The organism is Serratia sp. PL17 (assembly GCF_017832355.1).
GTDB lineage: Bacteria > Pseudomonadota > Gammaproteobacteria > Enterobacterales > Enterobacteriaceae > Serratia.
The window spans coordinates 459,106-478,018 of the sequence record NZ_JAFIBY010000003.1 but is presented as its reverse complement, the minus strand read 5'-3'; the positions used below and the strand labels follow the sequence as shown (position 1 = coordinate 478,018).

Sequence of the window (18,913 nt, the reverse complement as noted above, 5' to 3'; positions counted from 1 at the left end):
GCCCTTACCCGGCTTTTATCAGAACGTCGTCGGCGTATGTGCGCTGACGATACGACAGACGCGTGCAGAGGTATTGCTGAAACTGTGGGGAATACCGGTGTTGATGGCATAACTCTGCCCAGCGGTCAGGCAGTGGGTTTGGCCATTAATGGTGAGCATGATTTCACCTTCCAGCAGCGTGCCGATCTCCTCACCCTGATGCTTTATCTTCTCACCGGTGGTGGTGCCCGGCTGATAGGTTTCCAGCATCATCGCCAAATTGCGCGTTGGGTTGCCGTTGTGCACCAGCTTCATTGACACGCCTTGGCTACCTATCTCGATCAAATCTTCGGCGTCGATCACCACTTTGGGTTCATTAGCGGCTTCAGGTTCGGCAAAGAACGCGGACAACGACAAACCATAGACCTTCAGCAGTTTTTGCAGTGTGCTGATAGCCGGGCTGACTTTGTCCTGTTCGATGGTGCTGATTGCGCTGTGGGTTAACCCGGACAGTTCGGCGACTCGGCGCTGCGACAAACCCAATTGCAGACGGATCTGTGACAGGCGCTTACCTGGCGCCAAGCTGACTTTGCTCATAGCGGTACTTCCTTCTGGTAGGAACGACAGGCAGAAATGAATATCGGAGTCAGGTGCCTGTCTGAGTGATATCGGCATAGCATGATATCGGTAGTTGCGACGGAATTGGAAAATATATTGCCCATGATCCCCCCTGTTTCGGCGGACGAAATTCTGCACATAAAAAGGCAGTTAACGCCTTTTCGGTCAATATTTTATCAATTTAGCAGTCGGTGGCGAATAATCAAACAGCATTGTAACATTTGCAAACCATTTGTGTTAAAGCTATGTTTCATATTATGGATGTTATTTTGAGCGCCGGTTCTGGCGCAGTCTACAGAGAAATCAGACCATGTGTTGAACCTATCGGCAGGCGGGCGCCACAGCGTCCTCAGATCATAATGGCGGGTGATGTATGCAAACCAATATCGCAGCAGTTGAAAATTTTGCACAGCACAATGAAGAGAGGCGAAGTAGCGCGTTCCAACGTGAAGTTGCTCACTATTTGGAACGCCACCCCTCAACGCAGTATATCGATATCCTACTCACTGATCTGAATGGTTCCTTCCGCGGTAAACGCATTCCCGTCTCCGGACTGAAAAAATTGGAAAAAGGCAGTTACTTCCCCGCCTCGGTATTCGCTATGGATATTCTGGGCAATGTGGTGGAAGAGGCTGGCCTGGGCCAAGAGTTGGGGGAGCCGGACCGTGTCTGCATGCCGGTGCTTGGTTCGTTGACGCCGTCAGCGGCGGACCCGGATAATATCGGTCAGGTATTGCTGACCATGCTGGATGAAGATGGTACTCCCTTTGACGTTGAACCCCGCAATGTTCTGAACCGAGTGTGGCAGGCGTTGCGCCAGCGAGGCATGTTCCCGGTGGTAGCGGTAGAGTTGGAGTTCTATCTCATTGATCGACAGCGAGATTCTGAAGGCTACCTTCAACCTCCTTGCGCACCTGGTACCCAGGAGCGCAACGTGCAAAGCCAGGTATACTCGCTGGATAACCTGAATCATTTTGCTGAAGTGCTGAACGACATCGATAGCCTGGCTCAGATGCAGGGGCTACCGGCGGACGGCGCGGTGGCAGAGGCGTCGCCTGGCCAGTTTGAGGTCAACCTAAAGCATACCGATAACGTGCTGCTGGCTTGTGATCATGCGCTCGGGCTAAAACGCCTGGTACGGATGGTGGCGGAAAATCACCATCTGCACGCGACCTTTATGGCCAAACCTTATGAAGAATACGCCGGTAGCGGCATGCATGTGCATATCAGCATGCTCGACGGTAACGGTAACAACCTGTTCGCCCAAGCAGACGGCGAAGACTCTGCGTTACTGCACCGTGCGCTGGCGGGTATGATCACCTTAATGCCGGCTTCAATGGCACTGTTAGCCCCCAATGTTAATGCTTTCCGTCGTTTCCAGCCGGGCATGTATGTCCCCACACAAGCCTCCTGGGGGCACAACAATCGCACCGTTGCGCTGCGTATTCCCTGCGGTGAGCCCGAGAACCATCGGGTGGAATACCGTGTCGCAGGCGCGGATGCCAATCCCTATCTGGTGGTTGCGGCGATCCTCTCCGGGATTTTGTATGGGTTGGACAATGCGCTGCCGTTGCCTGAACCCGTGACCGGTAATGGGCTCGAGCAAGAAGGGTTGCCGTTCCCCATCCGCCAAAGCGATGCGCTATACGAATTTGAGCATCAGCAAGCGCTGACGCAGTACCTGGGAGAACGTTTTGCGCATGTTTATCATGCCTGCAAGATGGATGAATTGATGCAGTTTGAGCGCTTAGTGACGGAAACAGAGATCGACTGGATGTTGAAAAATGCCTGAGGGGGCGTAAACTAAGCGGCAATAACGGAGTAAGCGACGGTGAGGATTGCGGATTAATTCAACCGTAAGGGCGGTTTTCCGAACAATCGCGAAAAGAATTTGCTTAAGATGCCTTCCTGATCTTGTCATCAGGAGGGTTTCTGGTGCAAAATATCTCTAATGCAGATAGCCGACGTTTTAACGCGTCGGTTATTTTTTTTGCATTTGTGTTTTACAAACTGTGCGTTTCATACACCAAGCGAGGCCGGACACCGATCCGGATAGATAAATAGTTTCGTGCGCGATCAAACAAAACTTTATGGTCGTGACTCATGAGGATAAGAAAGATGGGGCAATTTTTCACTTTAGCACCGGTGCCCACCGGTTTCCGCTGTGGTCGCAGCGATTATGGAGCAGCCAAGGCAGCCTTGACTCGTTATCCAGCTTCCAATCCCCTTCTTTTTGAATTCAGTCGCACGTTGCGAAGTTTCCCCGCAACCTTAAGTCTTGGCGTGTCTACGCTCCGCAAGGCAGAAGGTAAGGGGGGGCTGCGCAATGTCCGATAACATCTCCAGCACCATTCCGGCGCCACGCGCACAGCTGCGTAAAACCCTGACTTTAGTCCCGGTAGTGATGATGGGGCTGGCTTACCTGCAGCCAATGACCATCTTCGATACCTTTGGCATCGTATCCGGCCTGACCGATGGTCACGTCGCCACTGCGTACGCCTTTGCTCTGCTGGCGGTGCTGTTTACCGCATTGAGCTACGGCAAACTGGTACGAAAATTCCCGTCCGCCGGTTCTGCCTATACCTACGCCCAGAAGGCCATTAGCCCGCACGTTGGCTTTATGGTGGGCTGGTCATCGCTGCTGGACTACCTGTTCATGCCGATGATCAACATCCTGTTGGCCAAAATTTACCTGGAAGCTATCTTCCCGGGCGTGCCTTCGTGGATCTTCGTGGCGGCGCTGGTCGCGCTGATGACGCTCTTTAACCTGCGCGGCATTAAGCTGGTGGCAAACCTGAACTCCATTATCGTGGTGGTGCAGGTGGCTATCATGATCGTGTTCCTGTTCCTGGTGGTTAACGGCCTTTCGCATGGCGAAGGGGCAGGTACGCTGGTTAGCAGCCGCCCATTCTGGTCTGAGAATGCGCATGTAGTGCCGATGATTACCGGTGCGACTATTTTGTGCTTCTCGTTCCTCGGTTTTGACGGCATCAGCTCGCTGTCCGAAGAAACCAAAGATGCAGAGAACGTGATCCCGAAAGCGATCTTCCTGACGGCGCTGATCGGCGGCATCATCTTTATCGTGGTGTCCTACTTCGTGCAGTTGTACTTCCCGGACATCTCGCGCTTTAAAGATCCTGATGCGTCCCAACCGGAAATCATGCTGTACGTCGCCGGTAAGTTCTTCCAGTCGGTGATCCTGGTGTTCTCTTGCGTGACCGTACTGGCTTCAGGTATGGCGTCGCACGCCGGTGTTTCGCGTCTGATGTACGTGATGGGCCGTGACGGTGTATTCCCAGAGCGTTTCTTTGGTTATGTGCACCCGAAATGGCGTACCCCGGCATTGAACGTGCTGCTGGTCGGTGTGATTGCCTTGTCTGCGGTGTCGTTCGATCTGGTTACGGCGACGGCATTGATTAACTTCGGTGCGCTGGTAGCGTTCACCTTTGTGAACCTGTCGGTAATCTCGCAGTTTTATATTCGCGACAAGATGAACCGTACCGTTAAAGATACCTTCAACTATCTGATTTTGCCGGTATTGGGGGCGTTAACTGTTGGCGCACTGTGGATCAACCTGGAAGCCAGTTCGATGACGCTGGGCCTGGTTTGGGCCGCGATTGGTCTGATTTATCTGGCCTTCGTCACCCGCAGCTTCCGTCTGCCGGTTCCACAGGCTAGCGAAGACGTTGCATAAGCCTTAACAGGTCGGGGCCGAACAGGTTCGGCCCGCGATTTAATGCTTTGATGATGTCATTGGGCGCAGCATACAGCGCCTCTGCCATTAAGTCGTAGGGCGCTTTTAGCGCCCTACGTTTTTTTCTGTTAGCCTACCAATTCTTTACCGTACTCAAACAGCGCTTTCAGCAGCGCGGTCTTTTCTTTATCGCCTTCGTACAAGTTATACAACGACTCGAGTTGCAGTACGTAACTCTGTACCCGTTCAGCGCTCAGAACTTCCTGACGATGCTGTAACCAGCGGCGTTGCTCGCTGTCATCCAGCGTGTTGGGGTAGTTGCGGGCCCGGAAACGGAACAGCAGTTCCTTCATGCGGTCATCGTTGAAGGTCAGATCCAGTGCCGGCAAGTTTTGCGGTTTGGTTTGCTGGATAATCTTCATTGCTGCTTTATCAGCATCGCTGAAGAAACCGTCGTACAGCCGGGCGTCGACGTCATCAGAGCCTTTAAAAGGTTCGGCTTCAGCGAATAACGCCACCACTTTTTCGCGCACCTGCGGGTGCTGGCGCAGCAGCTGCAGATTTTGCAGGCAGGCTTGGCGATCGATCCCCAAGCGTTCCGCGTTTTCCGGCAATAGGGTCTTGGCGGGTGCCAGTACCGGGCATTTGTTGATATGGACCAGCTTGATTGGCACCGGTGATTGGTCAGGTGCCAGCTCGTCTCTGCGGGTATACAGCCGTTCGCGCAATTCGTCGGCGCTCAGCGTGAGCAGTGGCGTCATATCACCGGCTAAATCACACATGATGACCGCATTTTTGTTATCAGGGTGCCAGGCCAGCGGCGATACCCAACTGGTATTGCCACGTGCAGCGCCGAACATACCGGAAACGTGCACCAACGGCGTCATTTCTGCGATATCGATCAGGGCATTGAGCTTATGCTTGTTGCGGTGTTGCAGCAGGAAGTCAAACAGCCGGGGTTGCGCTTGTTTGACCAACTTGGCCATGGCGATGGTCGCGTAAACATCCGACATGGCGTCATGAGCGTGTTCGTGTTCGACGCCGTTGGCGCGAGTCAGGTGTTCCAAACGGAAACTCGGGAATCCATCTTCGTTTTCCGGCCAGACGATACCGTCCGGGCGCAGCGCATAGCAGGCACGCATCACGTCGAGCAGATCCCAGCGGGAATTGCCGTTTTGCCAGCTGTAAGCGTAGGGATCGTAAAAGCTGCGGTAGAAGATATTACGGCTCACTTCATCATCGAAGCGGATATTGTTGTAACCCAGAATGCAGGTGCCAGGCACACTGAATGCCTGATGGATCTGGCGTGCGAACTCGGCTTCGTTGACACCTTTAGCCAGTGCCAATTGCGGCGTGATACCGGTGATCATCACCGCTTCAGGATCGGGCAAGTAGTCGTCGGCCGGGGTGCAATAGATGACCAGTGGCTCTTCGATGATATTGAAATCCATATCGGTACGCACACCGGCAAACTGCGCCGGGCGGTCCATGGATGGGCTTTTACCGAAGGTCTCGTAGTCGTGAATATAGAATGTGGCCGGTGCCTTGCTGCTCAAAATCGCATCTCTCACGTGGCGTTGGGAATATCTTCCTATTGTAACGGCGAGACGTACGAGTCGTTAGCGTTAATCACTGAAATGCGCGGTATTACGCACTGCGGTAGTAGCTTAGGCGCAAATGAAAGTAGGAACGTAAATAATCAGGCACCTGTTTTTCGGCATGGGCGGCATTGGTGGCAATGCCATAACGTTCGTTATAAATGACGCTGAGCGCGAGCAAGTCGGCTTCAATTTTCTCACGTTCTGCTTGCGGCAAGCGATCCAGCTTTCGACCCATATTATTCTCCCTATGAACCAAGGGGCATCATAAGATCGTTAGGCGTGCTTGTCCCTACCCATTCAGGGGGGCATATCAGGATGTTGGCGTTCGCGCCTGGAGGCTATGGTTCGCTGTTGCAGTGCCATGATAATGCTGAGAGTATCGCGTTGTGAAATCCTGCTGACTTTGCAGGCTTGTGCGCTCGTAGGCTTCATGGACCGAGAAAATACCGCCGATCACCGCCAGCCAGAAGACACTGCACAGGACCAGGATGCCCAACCAAACTTTTTGGTTATAGCTCATAAATACTCCTGATGAAAAAATGTAATAATACTCACCAGTAAATTAAATCAGAGCCTGTATCAATGGCCCGTCAACGGCCACATTTATTATGGTTTCTTTTTTATTAATGTGTTACCAAATGCCTCACTGATGTTTCAAAATATTCCTTAAGATAATATTAAGAAAAGATAAACAGCTGCCACTGAGTTCCATTTAATATTTGTTTAATTATCTCCGCATACAATCAGCATCATTCAATGCCAATGTGGGTGCATATTATGAAAACTCTGCTGTTGACCGGCGCTACTGGCTTTCTCGGTGGTGCAGTGCTCGAAAAATTACTGAATGAAAATCAGGAAATTAACTATCTTCTGTTAGTGCGAGCTGAAAATGCGCAGCAGGGGCTGGAACGTATTCGGATTAATATGGAGAAGTTTAATATTGAATCCGATTTATTCTCCAAAATCACGATAGAAAATATATTGTTGGGTGATTTAAGTGAGCCTGCTAATTTTTTAGCGGACACACGTATTAACAATGTAACGCACGTTATCAATTGTGCCGCGGTTGCTTCATTCGGCAATAACCCGCTTATTTGGAAGGTTAATGTTGAAGGTACACTGGCCTTTGCCGAAAGAATGGCGCAGGTACCGGGATTGAAACGTTTTCTGCATGTGGGTACCGCAATGTCGTGTGCCCCGGAACCGGGCTCGCTGGTGGCAGAAAGTGGCGAGTTTGAAGAAACGGCTGAGCATCTGGTGGAATACACCCGCTCTAAATCCACGATTGAACAGTTAATGCGTCAACACTGCCCGCAATTGCCGCTGGTGATTGCACGTCCTTCTATCGTTGTTGGGCACACGCGTTTAGGGTGCCAGCCATCCAGCAGTATTTTCTGGGTGTTCAGCATGGCGCTAATGTTGCGTAAATTCATGTGTTCACTGCAGGACAATATCGACGTTATCCCGGTCGATTACTGCGCTGATGCGATGGTGATGTTGCTGAACAGCGAAACGCTGGATAATGACGTTTATCATATTTCTGCCGGTGAAGAGAGCAGCGTCAGCTTCGCGGATATTGATCGCGCCATTGCTGCCGCGTTGGAAAAACCGCCGCTTGGCGACCATTACGCGCAGGTCAGTTACGAAGCCCTGCTGAAAATGCGCAAGCAACTGAAAGATATCTTCGGGCCGTGCAACGAAAGACTGATGCTGAAGGCGATGCGTTTGTATGGATCTTTCGCCATGCTTAACGTGCGTTTCAGCAACGACAAAATTCTCAAGCTGGGCATGCCTAAACCGCCGCGCTTTACCGACTACATCGCCCGTTGCGTGCAGTCTACCCGCGGTTTGTCTATCCAGCAGCAGATGGTCGTGGATTTCAAATAACAGGAGGGTGCCGCCAAGCGGCACCCGATTGTGTCCCGGCCATTACCAGGACGAAGACGACCAGAAAACGCGGCCCAATACCACCAGTTGGTCTTTACGCTGCGGATAACTCAGATGTTCGTCCTGGTATTCTTCCCGGTTCAGGGAGCGAATAGTGACACCGCCGTCAGGCTGTTCTATCAACACTTTTACCCGCAGCAAATTACCGTGGCGAATCGCGTAGGTTTTGCCTTCGCGGATGCGTGTGTCATCGGTATTGATACCCACCACGTCGCCGTCTTGCAGGCGTGGTTCCATGCTGGAGCCGGAAATGCGGATGATACGTGCCGCATTGACCGCCACCCCCATCTTGTGCAGATAGTAGCGACGAAAAATCAGTGAAAACTCTTCACGATCAACGATTTCATAACAGCCATCGCCGGCAGAAAAATTAATGTCCAGCAGGGGAATTTCCACAAACTCTTCCTTGTCCTGTTCGGTATCTTCCCACACTACCGGCTTCAGGCGGGCAGGTTGGAAATCCGATTCTGCCGCCACGTTATCGAACGGGCGCACCAGCTGTTTTTCATGGAAAACGTCGAACCAGCCTTTGGGCAGATCCAGCTTGGCCTCAATCCGCCTGGCGAGGTTATCGCCAAGGTTGCGGGAGGATTTTTCACCGGTAATCTGGCTGAGCGTTGGCGAGGAGGATTCAACCAGCACGGCAAAATCGTTCTGGTTGATGCCCTGTCGGGCGTAGCTGGCCATCAGCTCGCGCAAATTATTGCGTCTTATTTCTTTGGTTTCCATCCTTGGATGATCGCATTCTTTAGCAAAAAGGTAAATATCGTTTTTGCTAAATTTATCTTGCTTTAAATTTAGCAATTAGCTAAACATTAAGGGGTGGACAAGAGCCACGAAGGCATTGTAGGGTCACTGCATGCAGCGACCGCGTGACGCGGGACGAATATCTTTGTTCCCTACGGTGAAAGAGGCACGCGAGTTTAACTAACAAGGAATCTACGATGTTCAGTATTGATTACAATAGCTACCGTTCGGTAGCCAGCTTTGGCCACCGGGTACGCTTTTTGGTGCTGCATTACACGGCGCAGAATTTTGCCGATTCCGTGCAGTCACTGACAGGTAAATCGGTCAGCGCCCATTACCTGGTGCCGGATCCGGAAGATCAAACCTATCAGGCGGCCGGTTTCAGCGGTGTACGCATTTTTAACTTGGTCGATGAAGATGAACGAGCCTGGCATGCCGGTGCAAGCCAATGGGGTAATCGTTCTAATCTCAACGATACGGCGATTGGCATTGAGATCGTCAATCTGGCGAGTGGCGATGGTGAAGACATTACTTTCCCACCGTTTAATCCGCAGCAAATTGCGGCGGTGACTCAACTGGCGCAAAACATCCTGCAGCGCTATCCGGACATCACCCCCGTTAACGTGGTGGCGCATTCCGATATCGCGCCGGGCCGAAAGAGCGATCCAGGTCCGCAGTTCCCGTGGCATCAGCTGTATCAGGCCGGGGTGGGCGCCTGGTATGACGACGCGGTGAAACAGCGACATCAGCATGCATATCAATGCCATGGTCTGCCTGCACAGTCTGATGTGTTGGCGCTGTTCGCCAAATATGGCTACGACACCTCGGCAGCGGTTGACGCTGAAGGTTATCGCCAACTGGTGCGTGCCTTCCAGCTGCATTTCCGTCAACGGCAGTATGATGGGGTGATGGATGTAGAAACCGCCGCCATTTTGCAGGCGTTGGTGGATAAATATGCCGCTTAAGGACTGACTGCGGGTGAGGGACGCCTTATCCGCCTTTTCTCCGCTGCTCTTCCTCCGCTAAACTAATGGACTTTCTCGCCATTCATAACGGGATGCATTGTGCGCCTCGACAGAAAAATATCGTCGTTTGAACGTTTGACTTATCGTCATTACCGCATTGTGCACGGTGTGCGCATTGGGCTGGCGTTTATCCTGACCTTCTTGCTGATTCGCTTGCTAGACGTCCCTGAAGGGACCTGGCCGCTCATTACCTTGGTGGTGGTGATGGGGCCGATTTCGTTCTGGGGGAATGTATTGCAACGCGCGTTGCAGCGTATCGCCGGTACGGTGTTTGGCGCGGCCTCGGGCCTGATTGCCCTGTATCTTGAGCTCTACTCGCTACCGCTGATGCTAGCGTGGTGCGGAGTAGTGATGTTCTTCTGCGGTTATCTGACGCTCGGTAAGCGTCCCTATATGGCACTGTTAGTGGGGATTACACTGGCGGTGGTGTGTGGCGCGGGGGCAGGTGACATGCATACTGCGCTGTGGCGTAGTGGGGACGTTATTTTTGGCTCGTTGCTGGCGCTGTTGTTCACCAGCATTTATCCACAGCGTGCCTACATTCTGTGGCGTATGCAGATGGCGGATTGCTTGCAAAGCGCGAGTAAAATCTACGGTGCTTATCTGTCGCCGAACATGATCGAACGGCCGCGACTGGAACCCCAGTTGAAAGATCTCTTGAATCAGGTCGTCAAATTGCGCGGCCTGATTGTTCCCAGCAGTAAAGAAACCCATATCCCTCTGGCGGTATTTGAAGCGGTACAAACGCTGAGCCGCAATCTGGTCTGTACTCTGGAACTGCTGGCCGACGCGTATTGGGCCTCGCGTGAAACCCATTTTATTATGCTGAATGCGAAAACGCTGCGCAGCGCACAATTGCTGACGCTGCGGTCGCTTGAATCATTGGCAGACATGATGCATAACGGCCCGCAAACGCAACAATCCGTAATGGCAGGGCAACTGAGCGACATCGCCGCCGAACTGAAAACCCTGATGCAGGAGGCGAGCGTCAGTCAACACGGCGAGGCACCTATTTACGGTTATGTTTGGCTGAGCATGGAACTGACGCAGCAGTTGGAAGAACTGGGCGACCTGCTCAAGGTCTGTACTGCTACCGGGCGCGAATAGGGGGTCAGATCATGAAGCGGGCGCTTCTGGTTTTTGTCCCGGCAGCAAAGTGAGTAAGATAGGGCGATGAGTGTTGTGCCTGACCGCCACAAACCTGTATCTTGGTATCATTGTGGCCGTAAGCAAACGAATCTGTGTATTACTAAAGCAAGGGTATGAAGATGGATAATGCAAATAAGCCGAGTTTCCAGGACGTTCTGGAGTTTGTGCGTATGTTCCGCCGTAAAAATAAGCTGCAACGCGAAATTATCGACAACGAAAAGAAAGTTCGTGATAACCAAAAGCGTGTGCTGCTGCTCGACAACCTGAGTGAGTACATCAAACCAGGCATGAGCATTGAAGATGTTCAGGGCATCATTAGCAACATGCGCAGCGACTATGAAGATCGCGTTGATGACTACATCATCAAAAATGCCGATCTGTCTAAAGAACGCCGTGAGCTGTCCAAAAAGCTGAAGGCTATGGGCGAAGTGAAGTAACCCTTTTTATCGGGCCAGGCATTTGCCTGGCCCTTTTATTTTTTGTTTCCCGCCAATCGCCGTTATTGCGCTGTACCGTATACGTCAAAATCAAAGTATTTATCGTTCACTTTCTTGTAGGTGCCGTTGGCAATGATCGCTTTGAGCGCGGCATTGAACGCATTGAGCAACGCGGTATCTTCTTTACGCAACCCAATGCCGTCGCCGATACCGAAATACTTGCTGTCATTAAGCTCGGCACCGGTAAAGGCAAAATCCTTTCCGGCAGGCGTATGGAAAAACTCACTGGCGCTGACGCTGGCTAACAGCGACGCATCCAGGCGCCCGTTGACCAAATCTTCATTGGCCTCCTGTTGGCTCTGGTAGGACACCACGTTAACCCCGGCTGGCCGCCATAGAGCGTTGGCATAAGTTTCCTGACTGGAGCCCTGTTGCACGCCAATGGATTTACCTTTTAGCGAAGCCGCGGTAGGTTGCAGATCGCTCCCTTTACGGGCCACTAACCGTGCTGGGGCATTGGACACTTTATCCGAGAAGGCAATTTGTGCCTGGCGCTGTGGCGTAATGGTCATTGACGAGGCGATGGCATCGAACTTTTTCGCCTGTAATCCGGGGATCATCCCATCCCAACTGCTTTCGACCCAAACGCATTTGGCCTGCATTTGCTCGCACATTGCCTGTGCAATGTCGACACCGAATCCGGTCAGAGCACCCTGCGGCGTCTTGTATTCCAACGGCGGATAGGTTGGGTCGACGCCCAGCTTAATGACTTTGCCGCTGAACTCCCCACCAATGGCCGCGAAACTCAACGCCAGCGGCAGCAATAAAATCAGGCTACTTTTTGTTTTCATTTCATTTTCCTCAGTGTTGTGGCGTTCAAAAGGGCATTAAGCCAAAAAGCGTTCAACCAACTTGACCCAGTACGTCGCGCCGATCGGCAAGCACGCGTCGTTGAAATCGTAACTGGCGTTATGCAGTGAATTGCCGGACGTACTTTCACCGTTGCCAATCGAGATGTAGCTGCCGGGGCATTGCTCCAGCATAAAGGCGAAGTCTTCGCTGGCAGTAAATGGCCGCAGCGAGGGGATCAACTGCTGTTCACCCGCCCAGTCCAGTGCCACTTCACGCGCCAGATCGGTTTCCGCTGCGTGGTTCACCAGCACTGGGTAACCCTGCTGATAGTCAATCTCCGCACGGGCACCAAAGCTGGCAGCTTGCGCTTCAACCAGCGCGATAATGCGGTTTTCTAGGCGTTGACGTACCCCGGCATTCAGTGCGCGCACGCTCAGCGTCATGGTGGCGGTAGCGGGGATCACATTGCTGGCAAGCCCTGCCTGGATCGCGCCTACGGTGATAATCGCCGTTTCCTGTGGGTCTATATTGCGGGACACGATGGTTTGCAGGCTCATCACAATGGCAGCGCAGACCACAACCGGATCGACCGTGTGTTGTGGGACCGCACCATGGCCACCGTGGCCGTGCAGGATGATATTGACCGTATCGGCCGAGCACATGAAAGGACCACTGGCAAAACCGAGTAGACCCGCCGGAAAGCCGGGTACGTTATGCATGGCAAACACCGCGTCGCAAGGGAAGCGCTCAAACAGGCCATCTTCCATCATCACTCTGGCTCCGCCACCGCCTTCTTCTGCCGGTTGAAAAATCAGGTGCAGAGTACCGGTAAAGTCAGAATGCTGTGCCAGATAGCGCGCTGCCGCCAACAACATCGTTGTGTGGCCATCATGACCGCAGGCGTGCATCACGCCGCTGTGGGTGCTGGTATAGGGCAACCCGCTGGTTTCCTCAATGGGCAGCGCGTCCATATCGGCACGCAAACCGAGAGTTTTCCCTGTGCCACGTTGAAGGGTGGCGACAACCCCGGTTTGTCCTATGTTGCGTGTGACTTGATAGCCCCATTCGGCCAGCAATTTTGCGACCAAATCACTCGTCGCGAACTCGTTGAATCCCAATTCAGGGTGCGCATGAATATGGTGGCGGATAGCGACCATTTCATGCTGAACGGCGGCTATTTCAGGTAAAATAAGCAAGTTTTCCATTGTGGCATCCCGATTGAATGTTCAATCCCCGACGCGAAGGGACGCCGGAAACCAGGTTATTCCGAGACTAGCAAACAACCTTTTGGCCGGGGAGCCGTCGTTCAGTTATGCTGACAACAACAGGTTGTCATGGAGGCGTAATGAAACTGCATCAGTTACAGGCTTTGGTTGCCAGTGCCGACGGTGGCAGCATTCGCGCCGCAGCGCGGCAATTGGGCCTTTCACAGGCCGCAGTGACACGGGCCTTACGCGAGTTGGAACAGCAAGAGGCGCTGCCTTTGCTGATCCGCACGCCCGCCGGGTTGGGTTTCACGCCTTATGGGAAGACGCTGTTGGCGCATGCCCGCTTGGTGTTGAACCAACTGGAACAGGCCAGCAATGAGATGGCGGGCCTGCGCGGGCTGGCGCAAGAGCAGGTGAAAGTGGCGATCACGCCATGGCTGATGTTGACGGTGTTGCCAACGGCAGTAGTGGCCTTTCGTAAAAAGATGCCGAAGGTGAAACTGGAGCTGTTTGAAAGCCTGATGGCCAACGCGCAATCTCAACTGCGAGAGGGCACGATGGATTTTGCCATCACGCCGCTGCCGGCATCGATGGCACCGCAGGAGTTTCATTGCGAGCCGCTGCTGGATTATGAAACGGCGGTGATGGTGCGGCATGGGCATCCGTTAAGCCAAAGTACCTCGATCCATCAGTTGCTGGATCAAGACTGGGTGCTGAACTATACCCCAGACAATTATGGCGATCTCATCCACCATCTGTTCAGCCGACACGGTGCCCAGCTCGATCCTAACCGCATCATTCATGCGCATTCACTTGGCATGTTGCAGGCAATGGTAGAGTCGGCGGATATGTGTACCTGGAGCCCGGCTCCGTTGCTTGGGTTACCGCAATTTGCCGGACGCCTGCAACCGCTGGCGCTACGGGAGGGTTGCGATCTGGCGCGGTTGAACATCGTTACCCGGCGCAATAGCATTCTCAGCACCGCTGCCCATGCCCTGATTGATAACCTGGTGCGCGCCCTGCGTCAGCACGCCCGCTCCGCACGGCAGGAAGACCGGCTGATTTATGATCGGGTACGGCTGTTGATCTAGCTGGGTCAGCACGTTGGGATTGATGCGGTAGGGCCGATCGTTAACGGACACTTTTAGTGTTGGGTTCTTTTGAAAACGTCGTTTGTACCACGGGTTTATAACCAATAAAGCTACTCCGTTTGCTGTGACGCAGACGCCTGCTCATTCTCGCATGCCCGAAATGCCCGGGGGGTATGGCCGCTCCATTTTTTAAATGCCTTGCTGAAAGCCACGTCAGATTCATATCCATACTGCCCGGCCAGTTGACTAAGGCGGATCTGTGAATGCCGTAGCTGCTCTGCAGCCAGATACATTCGCCATTCTGTCAGGTAGTGCATGGGGGTCTGGCCTATCAGCATCTTAAATCTTTCAGCAAAGCGTGAGCGAGACATGCCAATCGCATGGCCGAGCCCCTCGATACTCCAGGATTCACCGGGGCTCTGGTGCATCAGCGCGAGGGATTTTGCTATCTGTGGATCGGTCAAGCCATTGAGCCACCCAGCGTTGAAGTGGTGACGCTGGGAAAGAGCGTGGCGGATTGCCTGCACAAATAAAATATCGGCCAGACGAACGGCAATCGTGCTCATACCGGGGAGCTCTGAATCTAATTCTTCGCTCAACAGCGTCAATGAAGGAGGGAGCCAGGGATTGTCCTCCGCGCTGAGATGAAGATAATCCGGCAGCGCAGTAACCAGCGGGTTACGCAGGGATTCGCCAAAGTTAAATATGCCGGTTACCAGTTTTGTTTGGCCTTCTCCGGGCTGGCCGGCTGCAATACGGGTTGCATGGAAACGGGCATTTGAACCAGCACGGGTATGCCCGTGGCTTGCCAGCAATTGCGTAAACTCTACCGTCCTGGCATCTGGTTTGCTCAATAGGTCATGTCGATGCCCTGCGGGGATCATCACCATGTCTCCTTCCCTGAGGTGAATAAGTTGTTGTTCCCCAGGCAAACGCAACCAGGCGTCCCCCGACAATAGCAGGTGAAATGGAGCGCCATGCGGATGCGGCGCTTTGGCTACCCCCCAATGACCATTAAGCGTCAACTGGCAGAATATTGAGCTCTTGAGCTTTAACTGTTCCAACAGGTAATCGAGTGTATTCATGGTGTTAATTCCTGGACGATATGTCTGATATTTTGGATTTTTAGTGATAAATAATCCAGTCATTGTTTCTATAATCTGACTCGCACAGTTTCACGGGCACCAGCTATTCACTCAAAACACAGCGAGATTCAACATGATGAAATTAAGCGGGAATACCATTCTGGTCACGGGGGGTGGCAGCGGCATAGGGCGAGGTCTGGCTGAAGCGCTCTTTCGCTCTGATAATTCAGTGATTATCGCCGGGCGACGCGAGTCAGCGCTAAAACGGGTGTGCGAGGCAAACCCGGGTATGCAATACCAGGTAATGGATATCAGTGAGGTGGACAACCTGGCTGAGGTGACTCAACATTTGGTGACCCGTTTCCCTGAACTGAATGTTCTTATTAATAATGCCGGTGTGCAGTTTGCCGAGGATCTCACCCACCTGGAACCGTTAACGATGCTGTCATCAATCGCCACGAACATGACGGGGCCGATGATACTGACCAGCACACTATTGCCCCATCTACTGACACAGTCAGAAAGTGCTGTCATAAACGTCACGTCTGATTTGGCATTTATGCCCTATACACGGGTGCCGTCATACTGTGCCGCCAAGGCCGGACTTCATTCTTGGACTGAATCTTTACGCTTCCAGTTGCGTGAATCTCGTATTCACGTCATTGAAATTACTCCGCCGATGGTACAAACCGATCTGCACGGCAGTAAAGACAGCCAGATAGCAATGCCTCTGGATGACTTCATCGAGGAGGTCATGGTTTTGCTTCAGTCCGACAGTCAGTCAAAAGAAATCAACGTTGAACGCAGTAAATTGTTCCGCTTCGCTGAACGAAACGGGAAATACGATGAGATTTTTCTGGCGTTGAATAGTCACCAGTAAAGCTCCGCGCCTAAGCACATTCCGTGCAGCGATACCGCGCGGAATTTATCTGACGCAAAGCATACGGCACCCGCATCCCCGATTTATCGTGGTGATCGGCTTGGTGACGGAAGCGGACGTACAAACATCCGTGAAAATATCGTAGTATCCTAAGCCATGGAAGGCTTGGCTTCTGTCAGCTATTGCAACGTCGACCCTTGCTTCACTATCTTCTTATACGCTTTCAGACACCGCGGGTAACTCATTTTGAATATCAATAAGTATGGTCAACCTGTAGGTTTCCCGCTGCCAGACTGGCAGCCTCTTGCCTTTCCTCCACGGACTCAGCTAAGTGGCCGTCACTGTAACCTTTTACCTCTGGAAACCCGTCATGGCGAGGCACTGTTTCAGGCATATTCGCTGACCGAAGATGACAGGGACTGGACCTGGCTTGGCGCCGAAAAGCCCGCGAGTCTGGAAGAAATGATGTTATGGATTACCGGCAAAGTTAACGATTTCAGCCTGGTTTCATGGGTCGTGGCAGATATAAAAAACAACCGCCCGGTGGGTGTGGTCTGCTACAGCAACGTTGATCCCGTAAACGGAGCGATTGAGATCGGACATGTTACCTGGTCGCCGTTGATGCAAAAAACCAGCATGGGAACGGAGGCTCTCTTTCTGCTGATGAAAAATGCCTTTACCTTGGGCTACCGGCGGATTGCATGGCGTTGCGACTCACTCAATCAGGCATCAAGGAACGCAGCCGAAAGAGTCGGGTTTACGTTTGAAGGGCGTTTTCGTCAGGCCATGACACGTAAGCAGCGCAATCGTGACACTGACTGGCTTTCCGTCATTGACACAGATTGGCCGAATATTGAAAGAGCGCTTGAGGGCTGGCTGTCGCTGGAAAATTTCAACCAGAACGGCGCACAAAAGCGCAGGCTGGAAACCTTCTTTCTGGATAGCCGATAACAGTGAGGAGCCGGATCGGCATACCTGGTCTGGACAAATCTGGCTGCTCAAAAACGTTGTGTTCGCCTGCATATGCGTCAGGAGGCCTGTTTTACAACGTTTATCGCGTTTATAACGGAAGAGGGTGAAAAGAAAGACGAGGATACCTTTGTCTACGCACTTCTCAAAAAAAGAGTGGGAGTCAAAGGTGTCGCTGTATGCCTGCCGCTTGCTCGCCGCTGGCCTCGATTATCGTTATCGGTGATGTGGGCCAAAAGAAAGTGAACATGCATGAGTAACCCTGCGGCTTAATGAAATTCAAAAGATTTTTGTCCGCTATCTTTCATCGTTCAGAATGGGGTTTCAGAAATGGACAGAGAAAAACTCAAAAAAGACTGGGTGAAAATCGCGCCGCCTTCTGCCAAAGTTGAACGCATCGAAGCATATTTTAGCGGCCACGGCTATGAACCTCATCGCCATGACACCTATGCTATTGGCAGGACATTATCAGGCGTACAAAGTTTTAATTATCGCGGCAGTAAACGACATAGCTTACCCGGTAATATTATGGTTTTACATCCGGACGAAATTCACGATGGCGAAGCAGGAACGCTGGATGGGTTCCAATATCGGATGATTTATCTCGACCCATCATTAATTCAGAACATACTGGGTGGGAGACCTTTGCCTTTCATTGCCGGTGGGGTTACTGCTGATCCACGTCTTTTTTCTGCTATCGCATCGTTGTTAACAGCGGTAGAGGATTCTTTTGACATGCTTGAAGAGGATGATGCCCTCTATGATTTGGCCCAAACATTGGCCATTGTCAGCGGGCAGGGTTATCACAGGCGGACATTTGACTATAAGGCAGCAGAAATTGCGCGCCAATATATACACTCTGCATTTAGTGAAAATATAACGCTGGATACGTTATCGAAAGTCAGCGGCAGAGATCGCTGGAGTTTAAGCCGAGATTTTCGAGTGCTTTTCGGCACCAGTCCTTATCGATATGTCACCATGCGCCGCCTGGAATACTGCAGACGCCTTATGGTAACGAGCCTATCTCTTGCAGAGGTCGCTGTGGAATCCGGATTTTCAGATCAAAGTCATATGACGCGGCAATTTATCAAAACATTCGGAATTTCACCGGGGCGGTGGCTGAAAATCATCAATAAAGGCAGCGGTTAAGTTGCACAATCATTCAAGACTGCTCAAATCCACATGATCTACAGTGTTCTCTCCTTGACCATATGGAGAGTAAAAATGCATTCCCCTATTAATCTGGAAAATAAATTTTCTCTGTTCGATGAACACTGGAAACCGAAAGTCATTACGGAGATGAATGACTACCAATTTAAAATCGTCAAAATAAAAGGGGATTTCGTCTGGCACTCGCATACCGATACTGATGAGGCATTTATCGTTATCGATGGTGTTTTGCGCATCGACTTTCGGGATGAGCATGTGCTGGTTAAGTCAGGGGAGATATATGTGGTTTCTAAAGGTGTCGAGCATAAAACCTCTGCCGAGTCGGAAGTTAAACTTATGATGATAGAACCGCGAGGCGTATTGAATACGGGACATGAGGGGGGCGAACGCACCGCGGAGAACGACGTTTGGATTTAATGAATTAATGTGGCTGTATTATTGCGATGCCTGTAAAACCAGAG

Annotated in this window: 20 protein-coding genes; 12 read left to right on the top strand and 8 right to left on the bottom strand. The window is 52.0% G+C overall.

The window, feature by feature from the left end; all coding sequences use genetic code 11:
* Positions 1-18: 18 nt before the first annotated feature.
* Positions 19-576: an HTH-type transcriptional regulator PuuR gene (puuR, locus tag JOE25_RS13855; RefSeq protein WP_209636040.1), complete on the bottom strand. Its 558-nt coding sequence runs from the start codon at positions 574-576 to the stop codon at positions 19-21.
* A 394-nt stretch (positions 577-970) separates the two neighbouring features.
* Here puuR and JOE25_RS13850 point away from each other — a divergent pair, with 394 nt between their 5' ends.
* The 3 genes from JOE25_RS13850 (at position 971) to JOE25_RS13845 (ending at position 4,291) form a co-directional block, all read left to right on the top strand.
* Positions 971-2,389: a glutamine synthetase family protein gene (locus JOE25_RS13850; RefSeq protein WP_209636038.1), complete on the top strand. Its 1,419-nt coding sequence runs from the start codon at positions 971-973 to the stop codon at positions 2,387-2,389.
* A gap of 326 nt (positions 2,390-2,715) precedes the next feature.
* Positions 2,716-2,934: a hypothetical protein gene (locus tag JOE25_RS26730; protein ID WP_314587530.1), complete on the top strand. Its 219-nt coding sequence runs from the start codon at positions 2,716-2,718 to the stop codon at positions 2,932-2,934.
* Entirely contained in the window at positions 2,924-4,291 is a 1,368-nt protein-coding gene (locus tag JOE25_RS13845; RefSeq protein ID WP_209636036.1) for an APC family permease, read from the top strand. The genes JOE25_RS26730 and JOE25_RS13845 overlap by 11 nt, the downstream gene beginning before the upstream one ends.
* Before the next feature lie 128 nt (positions 4,292-4,419).
* Here the strand turns inward: JOE25_RS13845 and sbcB are convergent, their stop codons facing one another.
* The 3 genes from sbcB to JOE25_RS13830 form a co-directional block, all read right to left on the bottom strand.
* The gene (sbcB, locus tag JOE25_RS13840; protein WP_209636034.1) at positions 4,420-5,847 is read right to left on the bottom strand and encodes an exodeoxyribonuclease I; all 1,428 of its coding nucleotides are present in this window, start codon (positions 5,845-5,847) and stop codon (positions 4,420-4,422) included.
* Positions 5,848-5,938: 91 nt separating this feature from the next.
* A complete protein-coding gene (locus JOE25_RS13835) occupies positions 5,939-6,127 on the bottom strand; it encodes a DNA polymerase III subunit theta (RefSeq protein ID WP_209636032.1) in 189 nt (62 codons plus the stop codon).
* Between the two features lie 75 nt (positions 6,128-6,202).
* A complete protein-coding gene (locus JOE25_RS13830; protein ID WP_209636030.1) occupies positions 6,203-6,412 on the bottom strand; it encodes a hypothetical protein in 210 nt (69 codons plus the stop codon).
* Positions 6,413-6,669: 257 nt separating this feature from the next.
* Between JOE25_RS13830 and JOE25_RS13825 the strand changes: the two genes are divergently transcribed.
* Positions 6,670-7,779 (top strand): SDR family oxidoreductase, encoded by a 1,110-nt coding sequence (locus tag JOE25_RS13825; protein ID WP_130381403.1) that lies wholly within the window; start codon positions 6,670-6,672, stop codon positions 7,777-7,779.
* Positions 7,780-7,821: 42 nt separating this feature from the next.
* Here the strand turns inward: JOE25_RS13825 and JOE25_RS13820 are convergent, their stop codons facing one another.
* Positions 7,822-8,568, bottom strand: coding sequence for a helix-turn-helix transcriptional regulator (locus JOE25_RS13820; protein WP_209636028.1), 747 nt, complete (start codon positions 8,566-8,568; stop codon positions 7,822-7,824).
* Between the two features lie 215 nt (positions 8,569-8,783).
* Here JOE25_RS13820 and JOE25_RS13815 point away from each other — a divergent pair, with 215 nt between their 5' ends.
* The 3 genes from JOE25_RS13815 (at position 8,784) to tmaR (ending at position 11,197) form a co-directional block, all read left to right on the top strand.
* A complete protein-coding gene (locus JOE25_RS13815) occupies positions 8,784-9,551 on the top strand; it encodes an N-acetylmuramoyl-L-alanine amidase (RefSeq protein ID WP_209636026.1) in 768 nt (255 codons plus the stop codon).
* Between the two features lie 99 nt (positions 9,552-9,650).
* Positions 9,651-10,718, top strand: coding sequence for an FUSC family protein (locus tag JOE25_RS13810; RefSeq protein ID WP_209636024.1), 1,068 nt, complete (start codon positions 9,651-9,653; stop codon positions 10,716-10,718).
* A gap of 161 nt (positions 10,719-10,879) precedes the next feature.
* Positions 10,880-11,197, top strand: coding sequence for a PTS system regulator TmaR (gene tmaR / locus JOE25_RS13805; protein WP_209636023.1), 318 nt, complete (start codon positions 10,880-10,882; stop codon positions 11,195-11,197).
* A gap of 62 nt (positions 11,198-11,259) precedes the next feature.
* Here the strand turns inward: tmaR and JOE25_RS13800 are convergent, their stop codons facing one another.
* On the bottom strand, positions 11,260-12,048 hold the full coding sequence (locus JOE25_RS13800; RefSeq protein ID WP_209636021.1) for an ABC transporter substrate-binding protein: 789 nt from the start codon (positions 12,046-12,048) through the stop codon (positions 11,260-11,262).
* 36 nt (positions 12,049-12,084) lie between these two features.
* Complete coding sequence (locus tag JOE25_RS13795; RefSeq protein WP_209636018.1) at positions 12,085-13,254, bottom strand: M20 aminoacylase family protein; 1,170 nt, start codon at positions 13,252-13,254, stop codon at positions 12,085-12,087.
* Positions 13,255-13,394: 140 nt separating this feature from the next.
* On the opposite strand from JOE25_RS13795, the gene JOE25_RS13790 reads away from it, so the two are divergent.
* Positions 13,395-14,348: a LysR substrate-binding domain-containing protein gene (locus JOE25_RS13790; protein ID WP_209636016.1), complete on the top strand. Its 954-nt coding sequence runs from the start codon at positions 13,395-13,397 to the stop codon at positions 14,346-14,348.
* A gap of 110 nt (positions 14,349-14,458) precedes the next feature.
* Here JOE25_RS13790 and JOE25_RS13785 read toward each other — a convergent pair whose 3' ends face one another.
* A complete protein-coding gene (locus tag JOE25_RS13785) occupies positions 14,459-15,433 on the bottom strand; it encodes an AraC family transcriptional regulator (RefSeq protein ID WP_209636014.1) in 975 nt (324 codons plus the stop codon).
* Positions 15,434-15,566: 133 nt separating this feature from the next.
* Between JOE25_RS13785 and JOE25_RS13780 the strand changes: the two genes are divergently transcribed.
* From JOE25_RS13780 to JOE25_RS13765, 4 genes are all read left to right on the top strand, one after another.
* The gene (locus tag JOE25_RS13780; protein WP_245209873.1) at positions 15,567-16,313 is read left to right on the top strand and encodes an SDR family NAD(P)-dependent oxidoreductase; all 747 of its coding nucleotides are present in this window, start codon (positions 15,567-15,569) and stop codon (positions 16,311-16,313) included.
* A 246-nt stretch (positions 16,314-16,559) separates the two neighbouring features.
* Entirely contained in the window at positions 16,560-17,264 is a 705-nt protein-coding gene (locus JOE25_RS13775) for a GNAT family protein (protein ID WP_209636012.1), read from the top strand.
* Positions 17,265-17,612: 348 nt separating this feature from the next.
* A complete protein-coding gene (locus JOE25_RS13770) occupies positions 17,613-18,431 on the top strand; it encodes an AraC family transcriptional regulator (protein ID WP_209636010.1) in 819 nt (272 codons plus the stop codon).
* 75 nt (positions 18,432-18,506) lie between these two features.
* Positions 18,507-18,869 carry a cupin domain-containing protein gene (locus JOE25_RS13765; RefSeq protein ID WP_209636008.1) on the top strand — a complete coding sequence of 121 codons (363 nt, stop codon included), beginning with the start codon at positions 18,507-18,509 and terminating at the stop codon, positions 18,867-18,869.
* Positions 18,870-18,913 lie beyond the last annotated feature (44 nt).